The 16256-nt window shown below is 47.8% G+C and carries 19 protein-coding genes; 14 read left to right on the top strand and 5 right to left on the bottom strand.

What is annotated here, in order from left to right:
* Positions 1-5 precede the first annotated feature (5 nt).
* From hacA to N5910_RS00940, 4 genes are all read right to left on the bottom strand, one after another.
* Positions 6-1262 carry a homoaconitase large subunit gene (gene hacA / locus N5910_RS00955; protein WP_191216327.1) on the bottom strand — a complete coding sequence of 419 codons (1257 nt, stop codon included), beginning with the start codon at positions 1260-1262 and terminating at the stop codon, positions 6-8.
* 8 nt (positions 1263-1270) lie between these two features.
* A complete protein-coding gene (locus tag N5910_RS00950) occupies positions 1271-2446 on the bottom strand; it encodes a homocitrate synthase family protein (protein WP_074358340.1) in 1176 nt (391 codons plus the stop codon).
* Positions 2447-2552: 106 nt separating this feature from the next.
* Positions 2553-3083, bottom strand: coding sequence for a class IV adenylate cyclase (cyaB, locus tag N5910_RS00945; RefSeq protein ID WP_191216326.1), 531 nt, complete (start codon positions 3081-3083; stop codon positions 2553-2555).
* A 62-nt stretch (positions 3084-3145) separates the two neighbouring features.
* The gene (locus N5910_RS00940; protein WP_191216325.1) at positions 3146-3460 is read right to left on the bottom strand and encodes a hypothetical protein; all 315 of its coding nucleotides are present in this window, start codon (positions 3458-3460) and stop codon (positions 3146-3148) included.
* A 257-nt stretch (positions 3461-3717) separates the two neighbouring features.
* Between N5910_RS00940 and N5910_RS00935 the strand changes: the two genes are divergently transcribed.
* From N5910_RS00935 to N5910_RS00915, 5 genes are all read left to right on the top strand, one after another.
* Entirely contained in the window at positions 3718-4263 is a 546-nt protein-coding gene (locus N5910_RS00935; protein ID WP_074358337.1) for a TATA-box-binding protein, read from the top strand.
* A gap of 11 nt (positions 4264-4274) precedes the next feature.
* Positions 4275-5750 (top strand): phosphoserine phosphatase SerB, encoded by a 1476-nt coding sequence (gene serB / locus N5910_RS00930; RefSeq protein ID WP_074358336.1) that lies wholly within the window; start codon positions 4275-4277, stop codon positions 5748-5750.
* A gap of 9 nt (positions 5751-5759) precedes the next feature.
* Positions 5760-5945 (top strand): hypothetical protein, encoded by a 186-nt coding sequence (locus N5910_RS00925; protein WP_074358335.1) that lies wholly within the window; start codon positions 5760-5762, stop codon positions 5943-5945.
* An 18-nt stretch (positions 5946-5963) separates the two neighbouring features.
* Positions 5964-8102, top strand: a complete 2139-nt coding sequence (topA, locus tag N5910_RS00920) for a DNA topoisomerase I (protein ID WP_074358334.1) — start codon at positions 5964-5966, stop codon at positions 8100-8102.
* A gap of 84 nt (positions 8103-8186) precedes the next feature.
* Complete coding sequence (locus tag N5910_RS00915; protein WP_074358333.1) at positions 8187-10724, top strand: dolichyl-diphosphooligosaccharide--protein glycosyltransferase subunit STT3; 2538 nt, start codon at positions 8187-8189, stop codon at positions 10722-10724.
* Positions 10725-10917: 193 nt separating this feature from the next.
* On the opposite strand, the gene N5910_RS00910 is transcribed toward N5910_RS00915, so the two are convergent.
* Positions 10918-11295: a CBS domain-containing protein gene (locus N5910_RS00910; RefSeq protein ID WP_074358332.1), complete on the bottom strand. Its 378-nt coding sequence runs from the start codon at positions 11293-11295 to the stop codon at positions 10918-10920.
* A gap of 131 nt (positions 11296-11426) precedes the next feature.
* On the opposite strand from N5910_RS00910, the gene N5910_RS00905 reads away from it, so the two are divergent.
* The 9 genes from N5910_RS00905 to N5910_RS00865 all read left to right on the top strand — a co-directional run bounded on the left by N5910_RS00905 (position 11427) and on the right by N5910_RS00865 (position 16250).
* Positions 11427-12521: an OBG GTPase family GTP-binding protein gene (locus N5910_RS00905; protein ID WP_261599656.1), complete on the top strand. Its 1095-nt coding sequence runs from the start codon at positions 11427-11429 to the stop codon at positions 12519-12521.
* 128 nt (positions 12522-12649) lie between these two features.
* Positions 12650-13426, top strand: a complete 777-nt coding sequence (locus N5910_RS00900; protein WP_074359684.1) for a sulfide-dependent adenosine diphosphate thiazole synthase — start codon at positions 12650-12652, stop codon at positions 13424-13426.
* Positions 13426-13950 (top strand): adenylate kinase family protein, encoded by a 525-nt coding sequence (locus N5910_RS00895; RefSeq protein WP_074358330.1) that lies wholly within the window; start codon positions 13426-13428, stop codon positions 13948-13950. The genes N5910_RS00900 and N5910_RS00895 overlap by 1 nt, the downstream gene beginning before the upstream one ends.
* 121 nt (positions 13951-14071) lie before the next feature.
* Positions 14072-14503 carry a ribonuclease P protein component 4 gene (gene rnp4, locus N5910_RS00890; protein WP_261599655.1) on the top strand — a complete coding sequence of 144 codons (432 nt, stop codon included), beginning with the start codon at positions 14072-14074 and terminating at the stop codon, positions 14501-14503.
* The gene (locus N5910_RS00885) at positions 14436-14669 is read left to right on the top strand and encodes a YhbY family RNA-binding protein (protein WP_074358329.1); all 234 of its coding nucleotides are present in this window, start codon (positions 14436-14438) and stop codon (positions 14667-14669) included. Before rnp4 ends, N5910_RS00885 begins: the two co-directional genes overlap by 68 nt.
* Positions 14670-14679: 10 nt before the next feature.
* Positions 14680-15117: a 30S ribosomal protein S19e gene (locus tag N5910_RS00880; protein ID WP_191216324.1), complete on the top strand. Its 438-nt coding sequence runs from the start codon at positions 14680-14682 to the stop codon at positions 15115-15117.
* 29 nt (positions 15118-15146) lie between these two features.
* A complete protein-coding gene (locus N5910_RS00875) occupies positions 15147-15482 on the top strand; it encodes a DNA-binding protein (protein ID WP_074358327.1) in 336 nt (111 codons plus the stop codon).
* Positions 15483-15491: 9 nt separating this feature from the next.
* On the top strand, positions 15492-16094 hold the full coding sequence (locus tag N5910_RS00870) for a DUF7411 family protein (protein ID WP_074358326.1): 603 nt from the start codon (positions 15492-15494) through the stop codon (positions 16092-16094).
* On the top strand, positions 16095-16250 hold the full coding sequence (locus N5910_RS00865; RefSeq protein ID WP_074358325.1) for a 50S ribosomal protein L39e: 156 nt from the start codon (positions 16095-16097) through the stop codon (positions 16248-16250).
* The last annotated feature ends 6 nt before the right edge of the window (positions 16251-16256 follow it).

The following is a 16256-nucleotide window of genomic DNA, read 5'->3' as shown; positions in this document are numbered from 1 at the left end:
GCCTCCTATTGGGGGGAGCTGATCACCCCGTTAACCGCGGACTCTGCAACAACAGCAGGATTTGCAAGGTAAACACTTGATGATGGGTCGCCCATCCTCCCCCTGAAGTTGCGGTTGGTTGTTGCTATGCTGACCTCTCCGGGGGCCAGCACCCCCATGTGGGCACCCAGGCATGGGCCGCAGCCAGGGTTGCATACTATGGCGCCTGCCCTCAGGAGGGTCTCTATGATACCATCCCCCAGGGCCCTGAGGTATATCTCCCGTGAAGCGGGTGAAACAATGAAACGGACATCCTCATGGACCTTCCTGTCACCTATCACATCTGCAGCCATTTTAAGGTCCTCATAGCGGCCATTGGTGCATGAGCCAAGGAAGGCCTCATCAATATGTGTCCCTTCAACCATTTCAACCGGTTTAACATTGTCAACATCATGGGGGCACGCCACCTGGGGCTGGAGGTCGGAGACGTCAAATTCATGTTCCTCCACGTATTCACTGTCATCATCTGAGGTGTAGACCCTGAATTTACCTCCCGTCCTTGAGGCCACATAATCAAGGATCTTCCTGTTTGGCTCCATTATACCGTTCTTGGCACCCATTTCAACCGCCATGTTGCAGATGGTCATCCTCCCTGCAACACCCATCCCCTCTATGGTGTCGCCGCCAAACTCCACTGACCTGTAGGTTGCACCGTCAGCACCCAGCTCCCCTATTATCCTGAGTATAACATCCTTGGCTGTTGTGTTATCCTGCAGTCTGCCGGTAACATCAACCCTAATGGCTTCGGGTACCATGAACCATGTTTTTCCGGTTGCAAATACCATGGCCATGTCGGTTGCCCCCATGCCGGTTGAAAAGGCCCCGAAGGCCCCGTAGGTGCAGGTGTGGGAGTCTGCGCCTACAATGACCATGCCGGGTTTCACGAATCCTTTCTCAGGGAGTACCTGGTGACAGATACCTGCAGCGTTCTGGTAGATGTTCCTTATGCCCTGTTCATGGGCGAATTCCCTTGCAACTCTCTGGAACTCAGCTGCACCGATGGTGTTGGCGGGGACGTTGTGGTCAAAGACCATCACTATCCTCTCGGGGTCCCAGACCCTTTCAGGCCCTCCCTTCTCCATCAGCTCCCTGAAGATTCTGATGGTCGGGGGGGATGTGCCGTCATGGGTCATGGCAAGGTCAATCCCTGCCTCTATTATCTCCCCGGGGGTAACCTCCCTTAAACCTGCCGCCTCCGCAAGTATCTTCTCGGTCATGTTCATGGTATCACCTAGAAATCAACGGGTCCCCTGACAGATCTCACAATCTCAGCGAAGAGTTCATCGTTGATGTACTTTCCCTTTTCACGGTTCTTCTTGACCTCTTCAACTATCCTGCAGAGCTCCTCCCTGGTGACATCTATACCGTACTCTTCAAGCTTTGCCTTAACAGCACGGCACCCTGAGTGTTTCCCCAGGACTATCCTGCGATGATGTCCGATCATCTCAGGGAGGAAGGGCTCATAGGTCAGCGGTTCCTCTATAACCGCATCCACATGGATCCCCGATTCATGCCTGAATACGTTCTTTCCGACTATTGGTTTGTTCTCAGGGACCTTCATGAGGGTGTGCTTCTCAACAAGCCTTGAGAGCTCGTATAGGACGCTTATGTTGAAGCCAAGGTCAACACCGTAGATTATGAGGAGGGTCATTATGAGCTCCTCAAGGGACGTGTTACCTGCCCTTTCACCTATCCCGTTAACGGTCGTTGAAACCGCGCTTCCACCTGCAACAAGGCCTGCTATTGAATTGCAGAGGGCCATCCCAAAATCGTTATGGCAGTGGAGGGCTATGTCTGCATTTATTTCCTTTTTTAGTTCCCGTACGAGGTAGGCCATTCCCTGGGGGCTTATGGCACCCACGGTATCCGCAATATGGACCCTGTCGGCCCCGTAATCCTCTGCCTTCCTGTAGATCTGCTTCAGGAATTCCAGGTCCGTCCTTGTGGCGTCCTCTGCAGAAAATGCCAGGAAGAGTCCATGGTCCTTTGCGTATTCTATTGAGTTCATGCAGACGTTTAGGGCCTCCTCCCTTGTCAGCCTGAGTTTGTGTTTAAGGTGGAGGTCAGAGGTTGCCATGAAGGTTATGACGCCATCAACGCCGCAGTCAATGGCAACGTCGATATCCTCCTTCTTGGTCCTGCAGAGTGCAAGTATCTCTGCATTGAGACCCTCATCGGCTATCGCCTTCACTGAAATCTTTTCCTGTTTTGAAACAACAGGGAACCCGCTTTCTATCTGGTGTATGCCCAGTTCATCAAGTTTTCTTGCTATCTCCAATTTTTCATCTGTCCCGAGACATACACCTGGTGTCTGCTCCCCGTCACGGAGTGTTGTATCGTAAATTGTGATCTTTTCAGGAAACTTTAACTCAGCTTCTTTATTGAAGGGGCTAACAAAGTATTTCAAGGGATTACCACCTTAACCATTATTTACTTAAAATGAATGTTTTGAGGCATTTATTTAAAATTAGATATTTAAGTATAAAAGGTTTGAGAGGGCATGCATCTTCCGGTCACCGGAGTTCCTCGAGGAGTTCAAGGTAGGATCTTCTCTCGAATCCCTCCTCAATCCCCAGTTTTCTGTAGAGACCGAAGATCTCATTGAGTGCTCCTTCATAATCCCTGCCCTCCGGGAGTTCTGCCTCTATTTCAAGGTAGGTTCCAAGGCCCTTCACGGTGTCGATGGACGCCCTGAAATCCCCCAGGCGGTAGGTTTCACGGACCTTGATCACCTCGCGTGCCCTGAAGAATCCCAGGGCCTCAAGTATTCCTGCCGCGGTTTCAGGGTCATCAACCTCCATTTCAAGTTCCTTTCTTGTCTTGCTCCTCTCATCGATCTTAGGGCCCTTGTAGGTTATGAAGGCTCTGCCCCCTGTTTTCCTTATTCTGAGGGCCTCATCTGTCCTGGCAAAATCCCTGTGGGGTGAATTGAAGTATGTGTCCCTCTGTTCATCCCTCCGGGTCATCTCAGCCCCCAGTGACCTCAGTTTCTCCACCAGTTCATCCCTGTCCCTGACCCTTGCCTTAACCTCAACTTCTATCAAGACTAACACCCATTATTATGATTCCCGGCATATTCTCTTAGGAAGATAAGGACGTTCTCCAGCTAGTCAATGAAGCCATCAATGAGCCTATCAATACCCTCGTAGGGTGATAGAACCCTGTCCCTTTCATCCATAATCAACCTCCTCCTCTTCCTGTCTCCCCTGATGCCTTCTTCAACCAGTCTTTCGAGATATTCCTTCCTTATGATCCTCATATCCCCATGAAGGTTGTACCTTATCTTATTAAGGTTACTGATATGGTCCTCGATCTCCCTGATAAGCTTAACCGCCTCCCCCCTTGAAGACGGTTCTATCTCAAGGTCCTCAAGTCCAAGCTCCTCAAGCTGTTCCATGTAGATCTTTGGGTTGATAACCAATTAATCCCCTCCTTTATAGTTATGATCAAAAACATATTTAATTTACTTACATGAAAGGAACAGGCCCCTGAAAAGTGAAATCCACACACAGTTAAACCCATCACATGAACAGCCCCTACAACGAAAAATGAAACCCATGCCTCTGGAGAACTGATATTAAGTATGTTATTATTCATAATAACTACTTTTTTACATCAATATTAATATAGGTGCATTTAAATTTATATGTAGGTTTAACTTCACCGGGAGGTATCTAGTTGACAGATGTGGATATCAAGATAGAAAATATCGTGGCTTCTGCGACTCTTGGAAAATCTATCGATCTTCAAACAGTTGCTGAAGCTCTTGAAAATGTTGATTTTAACAGAGAACAGTTCCCAGGACTGGTATATAAATTAAAGGAGCCTAAAACTGCTGCATTAATATTTGGATCAGGGAAACTCGTGTGCACGGGCGCGAAGTCAATTGAGGACTCAAAGAAGGCCATAAAACTCACCGTGGACATGATGAGGACCATGGACCCTGACATCCCTGAGGAATTTGAGATAAAGATCCAGAACATTGTTGCATCAGCAAATCTGGGCAAACCACTGAATCTTGAAGCCGTTGCCCTTGGACTTGAAAACACAGAATACGAACCTGAACAGTTCCCGGGGCTTGTATACCGCCTTGACGAACCAAAGGTTGTACTCCTCCTATTCGGTTCAGGTAAAGTTGTGTGTACAGGAGCTAAGAGTGCTGAAGACGCTAAACTTGGAGTGGAAAAGACCAGGGAAAGGCTCGCTGAGTTAGATCTGATTTAATGGTGATATTTTTGATTAAACTTGTAGTTTTTGATCTTGACAATGTCATTATTGATGCCGAAGCCATAGATGAGATAGGTAAACTTGCTGGTGTCGAAGAGGAAGTAATGGAAATCACCGAAAAGGCAATGCAGGGTGATATAGACTTTGAAACCTCCATAAAGGAGAGGGTCCAGCTCCTCAAGGGCACATCAGTTGAAGAGATAAAGTCAGTTGCAGAGAAACTACCACTTATGGAGGGGGCTGAGGAGACCATAAAGGCCCTTAAAGAAAAGGGATATCGTGTCGCGGTTATAAGCGGAAGCTTTGACCTTGTGGCAGAACCCCTGAAGGATAAACTGGGCCTCGACTACCTCTTCTGTAACAGGCTCCATGAAGAAGACGGTGTCCTCACCGGTGAAGTGAGCGGACCCCTGGTGGAAAACTCAAAGTATGACGTCCTCTGCAGTATCCTTGAGGAGGAGGGCATAACCCATAAAGAGTGCGTTGCCGTGGGCGACGGTGCCAACGACATATCCATGATAGAGGCTGTGAGGCTGGGAATAGCATTCAATGCAAAGCCCGCCCTCAAGAAGAAGGCTGATGCCGTTGTTGAGAAAAAGGATCTTAGAGAAATACTGCCAATTATTGAAAAAGCTGTAGAGTCTGATGACAAATTGAAGGAACTTAGCTATGATGAAGTGATGGACCTCAAAAACGAGTATGAAGAAAAATTATCATCCATAGCCTCTGAAAGGGATGAACTCAACGAGAAAGCCCGTGAGATGAAGGAGCGCAGGGATGAACTCAACAGCAAGCTCCGAGAAACCCTGAACATGGCCGTTGAATTAAGGGATAAACGTAATGAAATCAATGCCCAGGTTGAAGAAAATAAGAAACTCAGGGACCAGATAAATCAGGAAATAAGGAAACTTGAATGGTCATCAGGGGGCCGTGACAGGATAAAAATTGAGAACGAGATCAAGAGGATAGACAAGATCATTGAAACACGGGTCCTTGACATAAACAAGGAAAACGAGCTTGTTAAAACAGCCAATGAACTTCGTAAAAAGCTCATGAAGATACAGGAAGACCAGGAAGTCCGCGAAAAAGCCATGGAGCTCAAGAAGAAATCCGAGGAGTACCATGAGAAGGTTGTTTCCCTCTCAGAGGAGGCCCAGGAATACCATGAAAAGATGCTGGAGTACTTCAAGAAAACCGATGAGATCCGTAAGGAAGCCGATGAAGCCCATGAAAAATTCCTGGAATTCCGCAGGATGGCCTCAGAGAAGCATGAAGAATTCAAATCAACCCTGGGTGAGATAAAACAGATAAATGAAAGGATCAACGCCCTCAGGTCCAGGTCACGGAATGTTAAAAGAAGGGCTGACAGGGAAAAGAACCTTGAGGAAAAGGAGAAGGCTAAGGAGATATACGAAAAATTCAAAGAGGGTAAAAAACTCTCAAAGGAGGAACTTCTTCTTCTCCAGAAGCACAGGATCGTTTAGGGGTCTCCGATGTCATGCGATAATTCCTCAGATAAAGAAGGAAAGGACAGCGGGTCTTCATCTGATGAGAAAATAGAAGAGTGCTTCATATGCCATAAAAAATTCAACATAAACGCCGATGATTCAAGCCACTACCACTATGGAAAGTATCCCATGTGCAGCTACTGCAGTGACTTCTATGGATTCTACCGGTGAAGGTGTCTGAGTGGTACGATGCACGAAGTCATAATATGTGAGAAGCCGAAATCATCTGAAAAAATCGCCAGGGCTCTTTTTCCGGATGCTGAACGCAAAAAACATGGAAAGGTATCCTACTGGGAATATGAGGGTGATGGTAAAAGGGTGACGGTGGTGTCTGCGGTGGGACACCTTTACTCCCTTAAACCTGAAAACCCCCGTGCTGAACATTTTTTTGACCTTGAATGGGTGCCCATCCATGAGATTGATAAAAAGAAGGCCTACGTCAGGGACTACCTTAACGTAATCAAAAAATTCGCTTCTGACGCTGACCGCTACATCCATGCCTGCGATTACGATATAGAAGGGACCCTTATCGGTTTCAACGCCCTTAAATATGGATGTGGTGATGAAGCCCTTGAAAGGGCCAGGAGGATGAAGTTCTCAACCCTCACCAGGGACGAGATAAGGGAGGCCTATGAGAACCCCATTGAAATCGACTACAGACAGGTTGACAGCGGTGCTGCCAGGCACATACTTGACTTCATCTTTGGGGTGAACATATCAAGGTCCCTTATGAAGTCAGTTAAGGAGGCCACCGATAGATTCATAAAGCTCTCGGCAGGGAGGGTGCAGACACCGACCCTTGCAATACTCGTTGAAAGGGAAAAGGAGATAAGGGAGTTTGAACCCGTCCCCTACTGGATTATAAAGGCCCTCCTTGAGCCTGACCTGGTTGCGGAAAGCAGCAGGGGCAGGATATTCCAGAAGGAAACCGTCAAAGAGATCCTTGAAAAGTGCAGGGGCGCCGATGCATCGGTAAAAAGTGTGAGGATAAAGGAGACCATCAGGAAGCCCCCGGTTCCATTCGACCTTGGTACACTGCAGTCTGAGGCCTACCGTGCATTTGGTTTCAGCCCCAAGAAGACCCAGACCATAGCCCAGAACCTCTACACCGAGGGTTACACGTCCTATCCGCGAACATCCTCCCAGAAACTCCCTGAAAGTATAGGTTACGATAAAATACTCGGTGAACTCTCAAAGAACTCTGAATTCAAGAAACATATTGATAAACTTAAAAGACCCCTCAAACCCCATGAGGGTAAAAAGGAGGATGAAGCACACCCTGCAATTCACCCCACAGGAGTCATCCCCACCAAACTCTCAAAGGATGATAAGAGGATATATGACCTCATTGTCCACCGTTTCATAAGTGTATTTGGAGATGACGCCATCCTCGAGACCATGAAGACCGAACTTGAAATTGAAGATGAAAAATTCACCTTTTCAAGGAGGAGGGTCAGCAGACGGGGCTGGATGAGCAGTTACCCCTACACAAAAATAGAGGACGACGTCTTCCCCGACTTGAAGGAGGGCGACATCATAAATGTCAGGGAGATTGTTGCAGAGGAGAAGAAGACAAAACCTCCTGCCAGGTACAATGAGGCTTCACTGATAAGGGAACTTGAGAAGAGGGGTCTCGGTACAAAGTCAACCCGTGCAGATATAATAGCCAAGCTCTATGATCGTAAGTACATTGAGGGTCGCAAGATACATGTAAGCCCCCTCGGTGAGAACCTCATAGACACCCTAACAAAGTACTGTGAAAAGATCACGAACGAGGAACTGACAAGGCAGTTTGAAAGGGAACTTGAGGAGATCATGAGGGGGGGTGTGACCCGTGACAGGGTCATTGAGGAGGCTATTGAAGAGGTTAAATCCATACTCAAGGATATAGACCGTAACATGAAGGAAATTGGAAGGGACCTCTACAGGGCCTACCAGGACAGCCGCGTTGTGGGTGAATGCCCTGAATGCAGTAAGAACCTTGTTATAAAATATTCCCCGAAAAACAAGAGCACCTTTGTGGGGTGTTCAGGCTACCCCGACTGCAGGGTCGTATATTCACTCCCCAGGGGTGCAAGTATACTTAAAACTCCATGCGAGAAATGTGGCCTGCCGATGATATCCTTCGGGAAGCCGCGGCAGAGGGCCTGTCTGAATCCTAAATGCGGTAAAAAGGAAATTAAAGGCGAAGAAATCGTTGGAAAGTGCCCTGAATGCGGATCCGACCTCATAAAACGCTCGGGTCGTTACGGAGAATTTGTGGGTTGTAAGGGATTTCCAAAGTGCCGCTTCACCTGCTCGGTTGATGACTGCCCTGACACTGACTAAAGGTCAAAGTTTATATGCTCCCATCCTTGAAATATACTACACCTTAAATGAGTAAAATTTATTACCATACGAGAGGCGGTGAAATTGGATATCAGAAATGTGCTTGAAAAACTGAAGCCGGTCCTGATCATCATTGCCCTCTTTGCCCTTGCATTCTATATAAGGGCTGAGGCGGTTAACCTCGGGGGAGTCCCCTCTGATGGCAAGGACTTCTACACCGGTCCTGATGGTCTGCCCTACTTCAGTGAGATGGACTCCTACTACAACTACAGGCTCACCATGAATTATATTAACAGGGGAATACTCGGGGACACACTTGTAAACGGTAGGGCTTATGACCTGCACTCATATTATCCTCCCGGAAGACCCGTTGACTATCCCCCCCTCATAGTCTACACCACCGCAGCAGCATACCGGCTGCTTAACCTCTTTGGGGATTTCAGCCTCAGGGAGGTGGCCTTCTGGATAGGGGCATTTATAGGGTCCCTCTGTGTTATTCCAGCCTACCTCTTTGTGAGGAGGGTGACCAATGATTACGGTGGAATCGCTGCAGGGATAATTGTGGGTTTAATCCCCACCTACGTTGCACACACCTATGCAGGTTTCTTTGACACCGACATGTTCAACATCGTTCTGCCACTGCTGGTATTCTGGTTCTTCACCGAGAGCATCCTGGCCACTGACATCAAGAAGAAGACAGCCTATGCCATTGCATCGGCCCTCACCATACTGGTATTCTCAGCTGCATGGGTGGGTTACATATTCTACCTTGCTGTGCTGGTTGCCTTCGTTGCAATCTATCTCCTGATCTCAAGGTACATCCTTAGGGAAAAACCGGTTGAGGGTTACACTGGAAAACTTGAATGGCTGACACATCAGAGGGAACTCTTCCCGCTCGTAGTCCTCTTACTGACTGGAGGAATCCTCATCGGAGTGTTTGGAGGGTTTTCAAACCTTGCAGGTGCCATCACAGGTCTTTTCAGCGCCACCCAGATACAGGCAACCGCCCAGACAACCGCATACCCCAATGTATACGTGTCTGTATCAGAGCTCCAGGTGCCCCAGTTCATAGCAGGTGGTAAGAGCGGCCTCATGCCAGGGCAGGGCACGGTTGTCGGTGGTGTTGGTGGAATCATGGTATTCATTGCAGGCCTCCTGGGTGTGGCCTCCCTCCTCTGGAAGTACAGGAGCCCCGAAAGGGTACCTGAAAAGACCGGAGGCAGCGGGCTGAAGGCAGGTAAGAAAAGCAAATTCATGAAACCCCTGAAAAACCAGGGGGTGTCAGATGAAGAGAAAAGGCACAGATACCTCCTTTACGCAGTCCTTATGGCTGTCTGGCTTATAATGTCAGGTTATGCCGTTACCAAGGGTTCAAGGTTCATACCCACCTTTGCTGTGCCCCTTGGCCTTTCAGCAGGGATATTCACTGGCTTCCTTGTTGAATACCTCAGGGACAGTGTGAAGACAACCACATCGGTTGCCCTTGTGGCATTCATAGCCGCAGTTGTCATTGCACTTCCCTTCAGTGTTTCTGTGGCGATTAAACTCCTTGCAGGGGTCATCGGGGTTGGCCTTGTCTACTCCCTCAGGAAGCCAGAGATAAGGGCCCCCATCATGATGATCCTTGTAACCCTTGCTGTTGTTGCTCCAACAGTGAGCGGTGCCCATTCAATGACATCCTCAGTGGTCCCGGGTACAGACGACGGGATGTGGAACTCAATGCAATGGATCAAAAAGAACACCAGCAGTGAAACTGTTGTAATGTCATGGTGGGACTTCGGACACCTCTTTGCCGTCGCTGCAGACCGACCCGTGACCTTTGACGGAGGATCGCAGAACACTCCCAGGGCATACTGGATAGGTAAGGCCCTTACAACGAGCAATGAAACCCTTTCACTGGGCATACTCAGGATGCTATCATCAAGTGGCGACCTTGCCTATGAGACCCTTGATAACTACACCAATGACAGTGGAAAAACCGCAGAGATCCTGACAGCCACCCTTGGAGTCCCACGGGATGAGGCGAAGAACGTTATGGTTTCACGCTATGGCCTCACAGAGGCCCAGGCAGAAAAGGTGCTTGAGTACTCCCACCCATCAAAGCCAAAACCCTTTGTGCTGGTATTAAGTTCAGATATGCTCGGGAAGGCCCCATGGTGGACCTACTTTGGAACATGGGACTTTGAGAAGAAAACAGGGTCAAGGTACGGATACTATCCCTCACTGGGAAGTTCAAAGCCTGAGGTGGTGAACAATACAACGGTCATACAGACAGTTAACACCGCAGTTGATGACGCCCTTGTAGGTACCATAATAGAGAAAAGGGACAACACAACCAATGCAACGATAGCAATAGGCAACAACAGGACAGTCCAGAGGATCAAACCGCACAAGCTGGTTATAATTGAGGGTAACCTCCTTGTCAGGGATGAGGTGGTTGACAGCAATGCACAGTTAAGCCTGATAGTCCTTGGAAGCAACAACCAGTACACGACCGTGATAATGAACCGGGAACTGGAAGACTCCATCTTCACAAAGCTGTTCCTTCTTGGTGGGTTCAACCAGACATCCTTCAGGTTCCTGCACCAGGAGCCTGGTGTGCTGCTATGGACAGCAGCATAAACCCTATTTTTTTATTAAGGGAATCTGATCTAACAGGTCACAAAACAAACAAGATTCTTATCCTGTTCTAACAACTGACTCAAATAAAAGCCCATCTAACTCTATTACAAAAAATAGTAAACCATCAACTGCCAGAATGATTAATGAAGTAGTTCATCTGCTGAAGGTGGTCCGTTAAAGTGGGTTAATGGTTTCAGTAGCGCCTGGCCATCTTTGCCTTCAGTATGTCTGTTGCGCTGATCACCCCTGTGATTTCATCATCCTCTTCAACAAGGAGTCGCCAGACAACATTCTTAACCATCTTTTCAGCGGCTTCCTTTATGGTTGCCCTAGGGGAGATCGTCACAAGATCCCTCTCCATGACCTCCCATACCTTAACCTCTGCAAGATCATCACCCTCAGCAATGGCCTCAAGCACATCCCATGTGGTCACAATACCAACCCTGGCGCCGTCCTTAACAACAACCGAGCTGCCCTTCCCGTTCTCAACATAGTTCCTTAGAACATCCTCCAGGCTAGCATTTATATCCAGAGTATCAACATCTGTAACCATAACATCCTCAACCCTCATAAAATCACCTTGATATATTATGAAGTTTATTCTATAAAAATGTCGGGGAAAAATATTTAACAGGGACAGTAGAAAACACTAAATGATTATGCTGATTCTTCTCTCACTTCAACAATGTTCATGTGAGTCCTATGGATATCGAAGAGAAAATTAAAAAAATAGAAGAGGAAATACAGAAAACACCGTACAACAAGGCCACCGCACACCATATAGGTAAGTTGAAGGCGAAAATTTCGCGTTTAAGGGAGGAGGCCCTTCAGAGGAGGACTTCATCTGGAAAGGGGAGGGGTTTCCACATTAAAAAGTCAGGGGACTCCACGGTCGTTCTTATAGGTTTCCCCTCAGTAGGTAAATCCACCCTCCTCAATGAACTCACAAATGCAGAGTCAAAGGTCGGTGAGTATCAGTTCACAACCCTTGAAATAGTGCCCGGCGTCATGGAATACAGGGGTGCCCAGATACAGATATTTGACATACCCGGGATAATAACCGGGGCCTCCCGTGGAAGGGGCAGGGGCCGTGAAATTTTATCAGTCGCCAGGAGCGCCGACCTCATAGTCATCGTACTTGATGTCTTCAACACAGAGCACATGGACATAATAATGAGGGAACTGCGGGATGTTGGTATAAGGCCCGATGAAACCCCGCCCGATGTGACCGTGAAAAGAAGGAAGCTGGGAGGGATGAAACTATCCTCCACAGTGGAACTCACACACCTTGATGAAAGGATCATAAGATCCGTCCTCAATGAGTACGGTATACATAACGCCGATGTCCTCATCAGGGAGGACATAACGGTTGATCAGTTCATAGATGTGCTGGAGGCAAACAGGGTCTATATACCCACCCTGAAGGTCATAAACAAGATTGACCTTGTGGATGAATCCTACCTTGAGGAGATAAGGAAAAGGTTCCCCAATGCCCTGTTCATATCTGCAGACAAGCACCTTAACATTGATAAACTGAAGGATGAAATATTCGACAGACTTGGACTGATAAGGATATACATGAAACCCCAGGGAGAGAAGGCTGATTATGATGAACCCCTGATTGTGAAGGAGGGCTCCACCGTTGCCGATGTGTGTCAGAAGCTCCACCGGGACTTCCTGCGCAAGTTCAGACATGCCCGGGTCTGGGGTAGTTCGGTCAAGTTTGACGGTCAGAAGGTTGGACTCGACCATGTCCTCAGGGATGAGGATGTGCTGAGAATCATAATAAAAAAATAGTGGCCTGAGACTTGTGAAGAAATAATGAGTCCTAAATTCAGAAAAAATGTTATCACTGATAAAAATAATAAAGATTGCAAACCCGATTGCTGAAAGATCATGGAATACTTGAAGATAACGGTGTTAAAATGAAGCTGGATGATATAAAAATTTCAAGAGCCATTGTGGAAGGATACATGGAGGAACTCCTCGACTACCTTGATATGGATGTTGCCATCGGCGGTGGGGGTCCATCAGGGCTAACCGCAGGTTACTACCTTGCAGAGGCAGGGCTGAAGGTTGCGCTCTTCGAAAGGAAGCTCTCCATCGGCGGGGGGATGTGGGGCGGCGGTATGATGTTCAACAAGATCGTTGTCCAGGATGATGGTAAGGAGATCCTTGATGAATTCGGTGTCAGAACAGAACCCTACGATGAGGGATACCATGTTGCCGACTCCGTGGAGGCAACCGCAACCCTCTGCTCAAGGGCATGCAAGGCAGGCCTCAAAATATTCAATCTCATGAGCATAGAGGATGTCATGATCCGCGATGAGGGTATAACAGGCCTCGTCCTTAACTGGAGCTCGGTTGAAATGGCAGGCCTCCATGTTGACCCCCTCACAGTGAGGGCGAATGCCGTGATAGATGCAACCGGCCATGACTGTGAAATAGTCAGGGTTGTTGAACGAAAGATCGGGCCCCAGCTCAACACCCCCGATGGGAGGATACAGGGAGAGAGGTCAATGTGGGCCGATGCCGGTGAAGCAGCCCTCATAGAGAACACCAGGGAAGTTTACCCCAACCTCTATGTTGCAGGGATGGCCAGTAACGCTGTCTACGGTGCTCCGAGGATGGGGCCCATCTTCGGGGGCATGCTTGTCTCAGGTAAAAGGGTTGCGGATATGATAATTGAAAGGCTCAAATAATGTCACTTATCTGCATCACAGGCACTCCCGGGGTGGGTAAAACCACCATTAGCGGACTCCTCAGGGAAAGGGGATTCAGTGTAGTATCAGTTAATGAAATCGCAGAAAGGGAGGGGCTGTTCCTTGGACGTGACCCCCTGAGGGGCTACCTTGAAGTGGACATTGAGGGTCTCTGCCGGTCTGTTGAAAGGTATCTGACAGGAAAGGCTGTGCTGGAAGGTCACCTCTCCCATTTCTGCAGGAAATGCGATGCAGTGATTGTACTGAGGCTTGACCCTGAGGTCCTCAGGGAGAGGCTTCTCATGAGGGGTTACCCTGAGGATAAGGTGCAGGAGAACCTTGAGGCCGAAGCACTGGATGTGTGTACCGTTGAAGCCCATGAAATTCACGGTGAAAGAGTAAGGGAAGTTGATACGACTGGTAAAACACCTGAAGAGGTTGCGGACATCATCATGGACATCCTTGATGGTGATGAAGGCTACGCCCCGGGTGATGTTGATTTTTCAGACTGGCTTATGGGTTGATGGAAAAGCTTTTTAAAGATGGAAACACAAACCAGTTATAATATTCTTCTTGTGCTTAAGTTAGTGGCTCAACCTTAATGTGCAAGATATGGATGTTCTATTCCGTTATGAGGGACTGACCTTGAGAAGGGGAAAAAGACCAGGATGGATGCTGAAGATAGGTAAAGAGAGAATAGACATCCTCTTCAGGATGGCCGAGGATGAATTCCAGGCCAACCCTCAAAGGTCACATCGTTACACTGAAATCGCAAGGAACATATCAAAGAAGTACAGGATAAGGATGCCCCGGAAGTGGAGGAGGAGGTTCTGTAAGAAGTGTTACAGGTTCCTCAGGCCAGGGGCCAACTGCACTGTGCGTGTTACAGGGGGAAGGGTTATTTTTAGGTGCCTCGAGTGCGGCCATATAATGAGGTTCCCCTATACAGAGGAAAAAAAGGAGAAAAGGAGAAATAAAATTGAGTCTTACACCAACAAAAAAGGAACTGATGAACAGATCCCTGTCAGCACTCACAATAAATGTGGGGAAAGCAGGGGTGAGCGAAAGCCTTATTGAAGAGATTAGAAGACAGCTGAAGGCTAAAGAACTGATAAAGGTAAGATTTGCCAGGACGGTTGCCTCTGAAAAAGAAAGTTATATTACCGAGATTGTTGAAAAAACAAATTCTAAGCTCATAGATTTAAGAGGAAATGTGGCAATAATTTTCAAAAAAAGATCTTAGGAGGATAAATATGACTACAGTTTATGATGTGCCAGCAGATCTGCTTATAAACCAGGTTGCAGAGGACCTGAAAAAGGAAGGTAAGGTTAAGTCCCCTGAATGGGTTAACTTTGTTAAAACAGGTGTTCACAAGGAAAGAAGACCTGAAAACCCAGACTGGTGGTATGTAAGGGCAGCCGCCCTCCTCAGAAGAGTTTACATTGATGGTCCTGTGGGTGTTAACAGTCTCAGGACACATTATGGTGGTAAGAAGGACAGGGGTTCACGTCCTGAGAAATTCAGAAGGGGAAGCGGTGCAATAATAAGAAGAGCCCTTCAGCAGCTTGAGGAATCAGGCTTCATAAAAAAGGAAGATGGTGGAAGAGTTATAACCCCTGAAGGTCAGTCATTCCTTGACAGGGCTGCTGAAAAGGTTAAGAAAGAAGTTGAAGGACTTGAGAAATACTGATAGAAACTGTGGGCCTGGGAGGTTTTTAATTGACAGACCTCGAAGAGATACGTCGTAAAAAGATGCTGGAACTCCAGCAGAGGGCTCAGCAGCAGAATATGGAGGCTGAAGCTCAGAGAGAGATGCGTCAGCAGTTTGAAATGCAGAAGAAGCAGATACTGATGCAGATACTCACACCTGAAGCCCGCAGCCGCCTGGCCAACCTCAGACTTACAAGGCCCGAATTCGTTGAACAGATAGAACTCCAGCTGATACAGCTGGCCCAGATGGGGCGTGTGAGGTCAAAGATTACCGATGAACAGCTGAAGGAGCTGCTGAAGAAAGTCACCGGCAAAAAGAGGGAAATAAAGATCAGCAGAGTATGATCTGATAAAATGAATGCCTGCGTACTCTACAGTGGAGGTAAAGACAGTTCCCTGATGGCTGTGATGCTTCAAAGGATGGGTATCCGCCCCGAACTCGTAACAGCAAACTTTGGAGTTCATGAATCATGGAAACCCGCCCTGAAATCTGCAGAATCCCTTGGATTTCCCCACCGCGTCCTGAGACTCGACGGTGAAGTCCTTGAAGATGCAGCCAAGACAGTGATCCATGATGGATTCCCCAATAACGGCATAAACATGATACACCGCGCGGTGATTGAAGCTGTGGCGGATGAGTATGATATAGTTGCTGACGGCACACGACGTGACGATAGAACCCCCAAGCTCAGCAGGGATGAAATAAGAAGTCTTGAAGACCGTAAAGGTGTTGAATACATAAACCTTAATGGTCTGGGTTATAAAACCATCAACAGACTCTCATCCATGCTCTTTACTCTGAAAAAGGAGGAGAGCAGCATTGATAACAGCTCCGATTACGAGGTTGAGATCAGATGCCTCATGGATGAGATGGGCTATGAATCAGGATCATTCTTCCCAGTTCACTTCCAGACCCGGGTAACCGGGTGGAGACAATCACAATCAGGAGGATGCTGAATGAGTAGAAATAAACATGTTGCTAGGAAACTTAGAATGGCGAAGGCTAACAGGCAGAACCGGAGGGTGCCTGCCTGGGTGATGGTTAAAACCAACTACAAGGTTAGAAGCCATCCAAAGATGAGACACTGGAGAAGGACAAAACTGAAAGTTTAGGAGGAC

This window comes from Methanothermobacter wolfeii (assembly GCF_025397995.1).
In the GTDB taxonomy this organism is placed as follows: Archaea; Methanobacteriota; Methanobacteria; order Methanobacteriales; family Methanothermobacteraceae; genus Methanothermobacter; species Methanothermobacter wolfei.
This window is presented reverse-complemented; position numbering and strand designations above follow the sequence as displayed.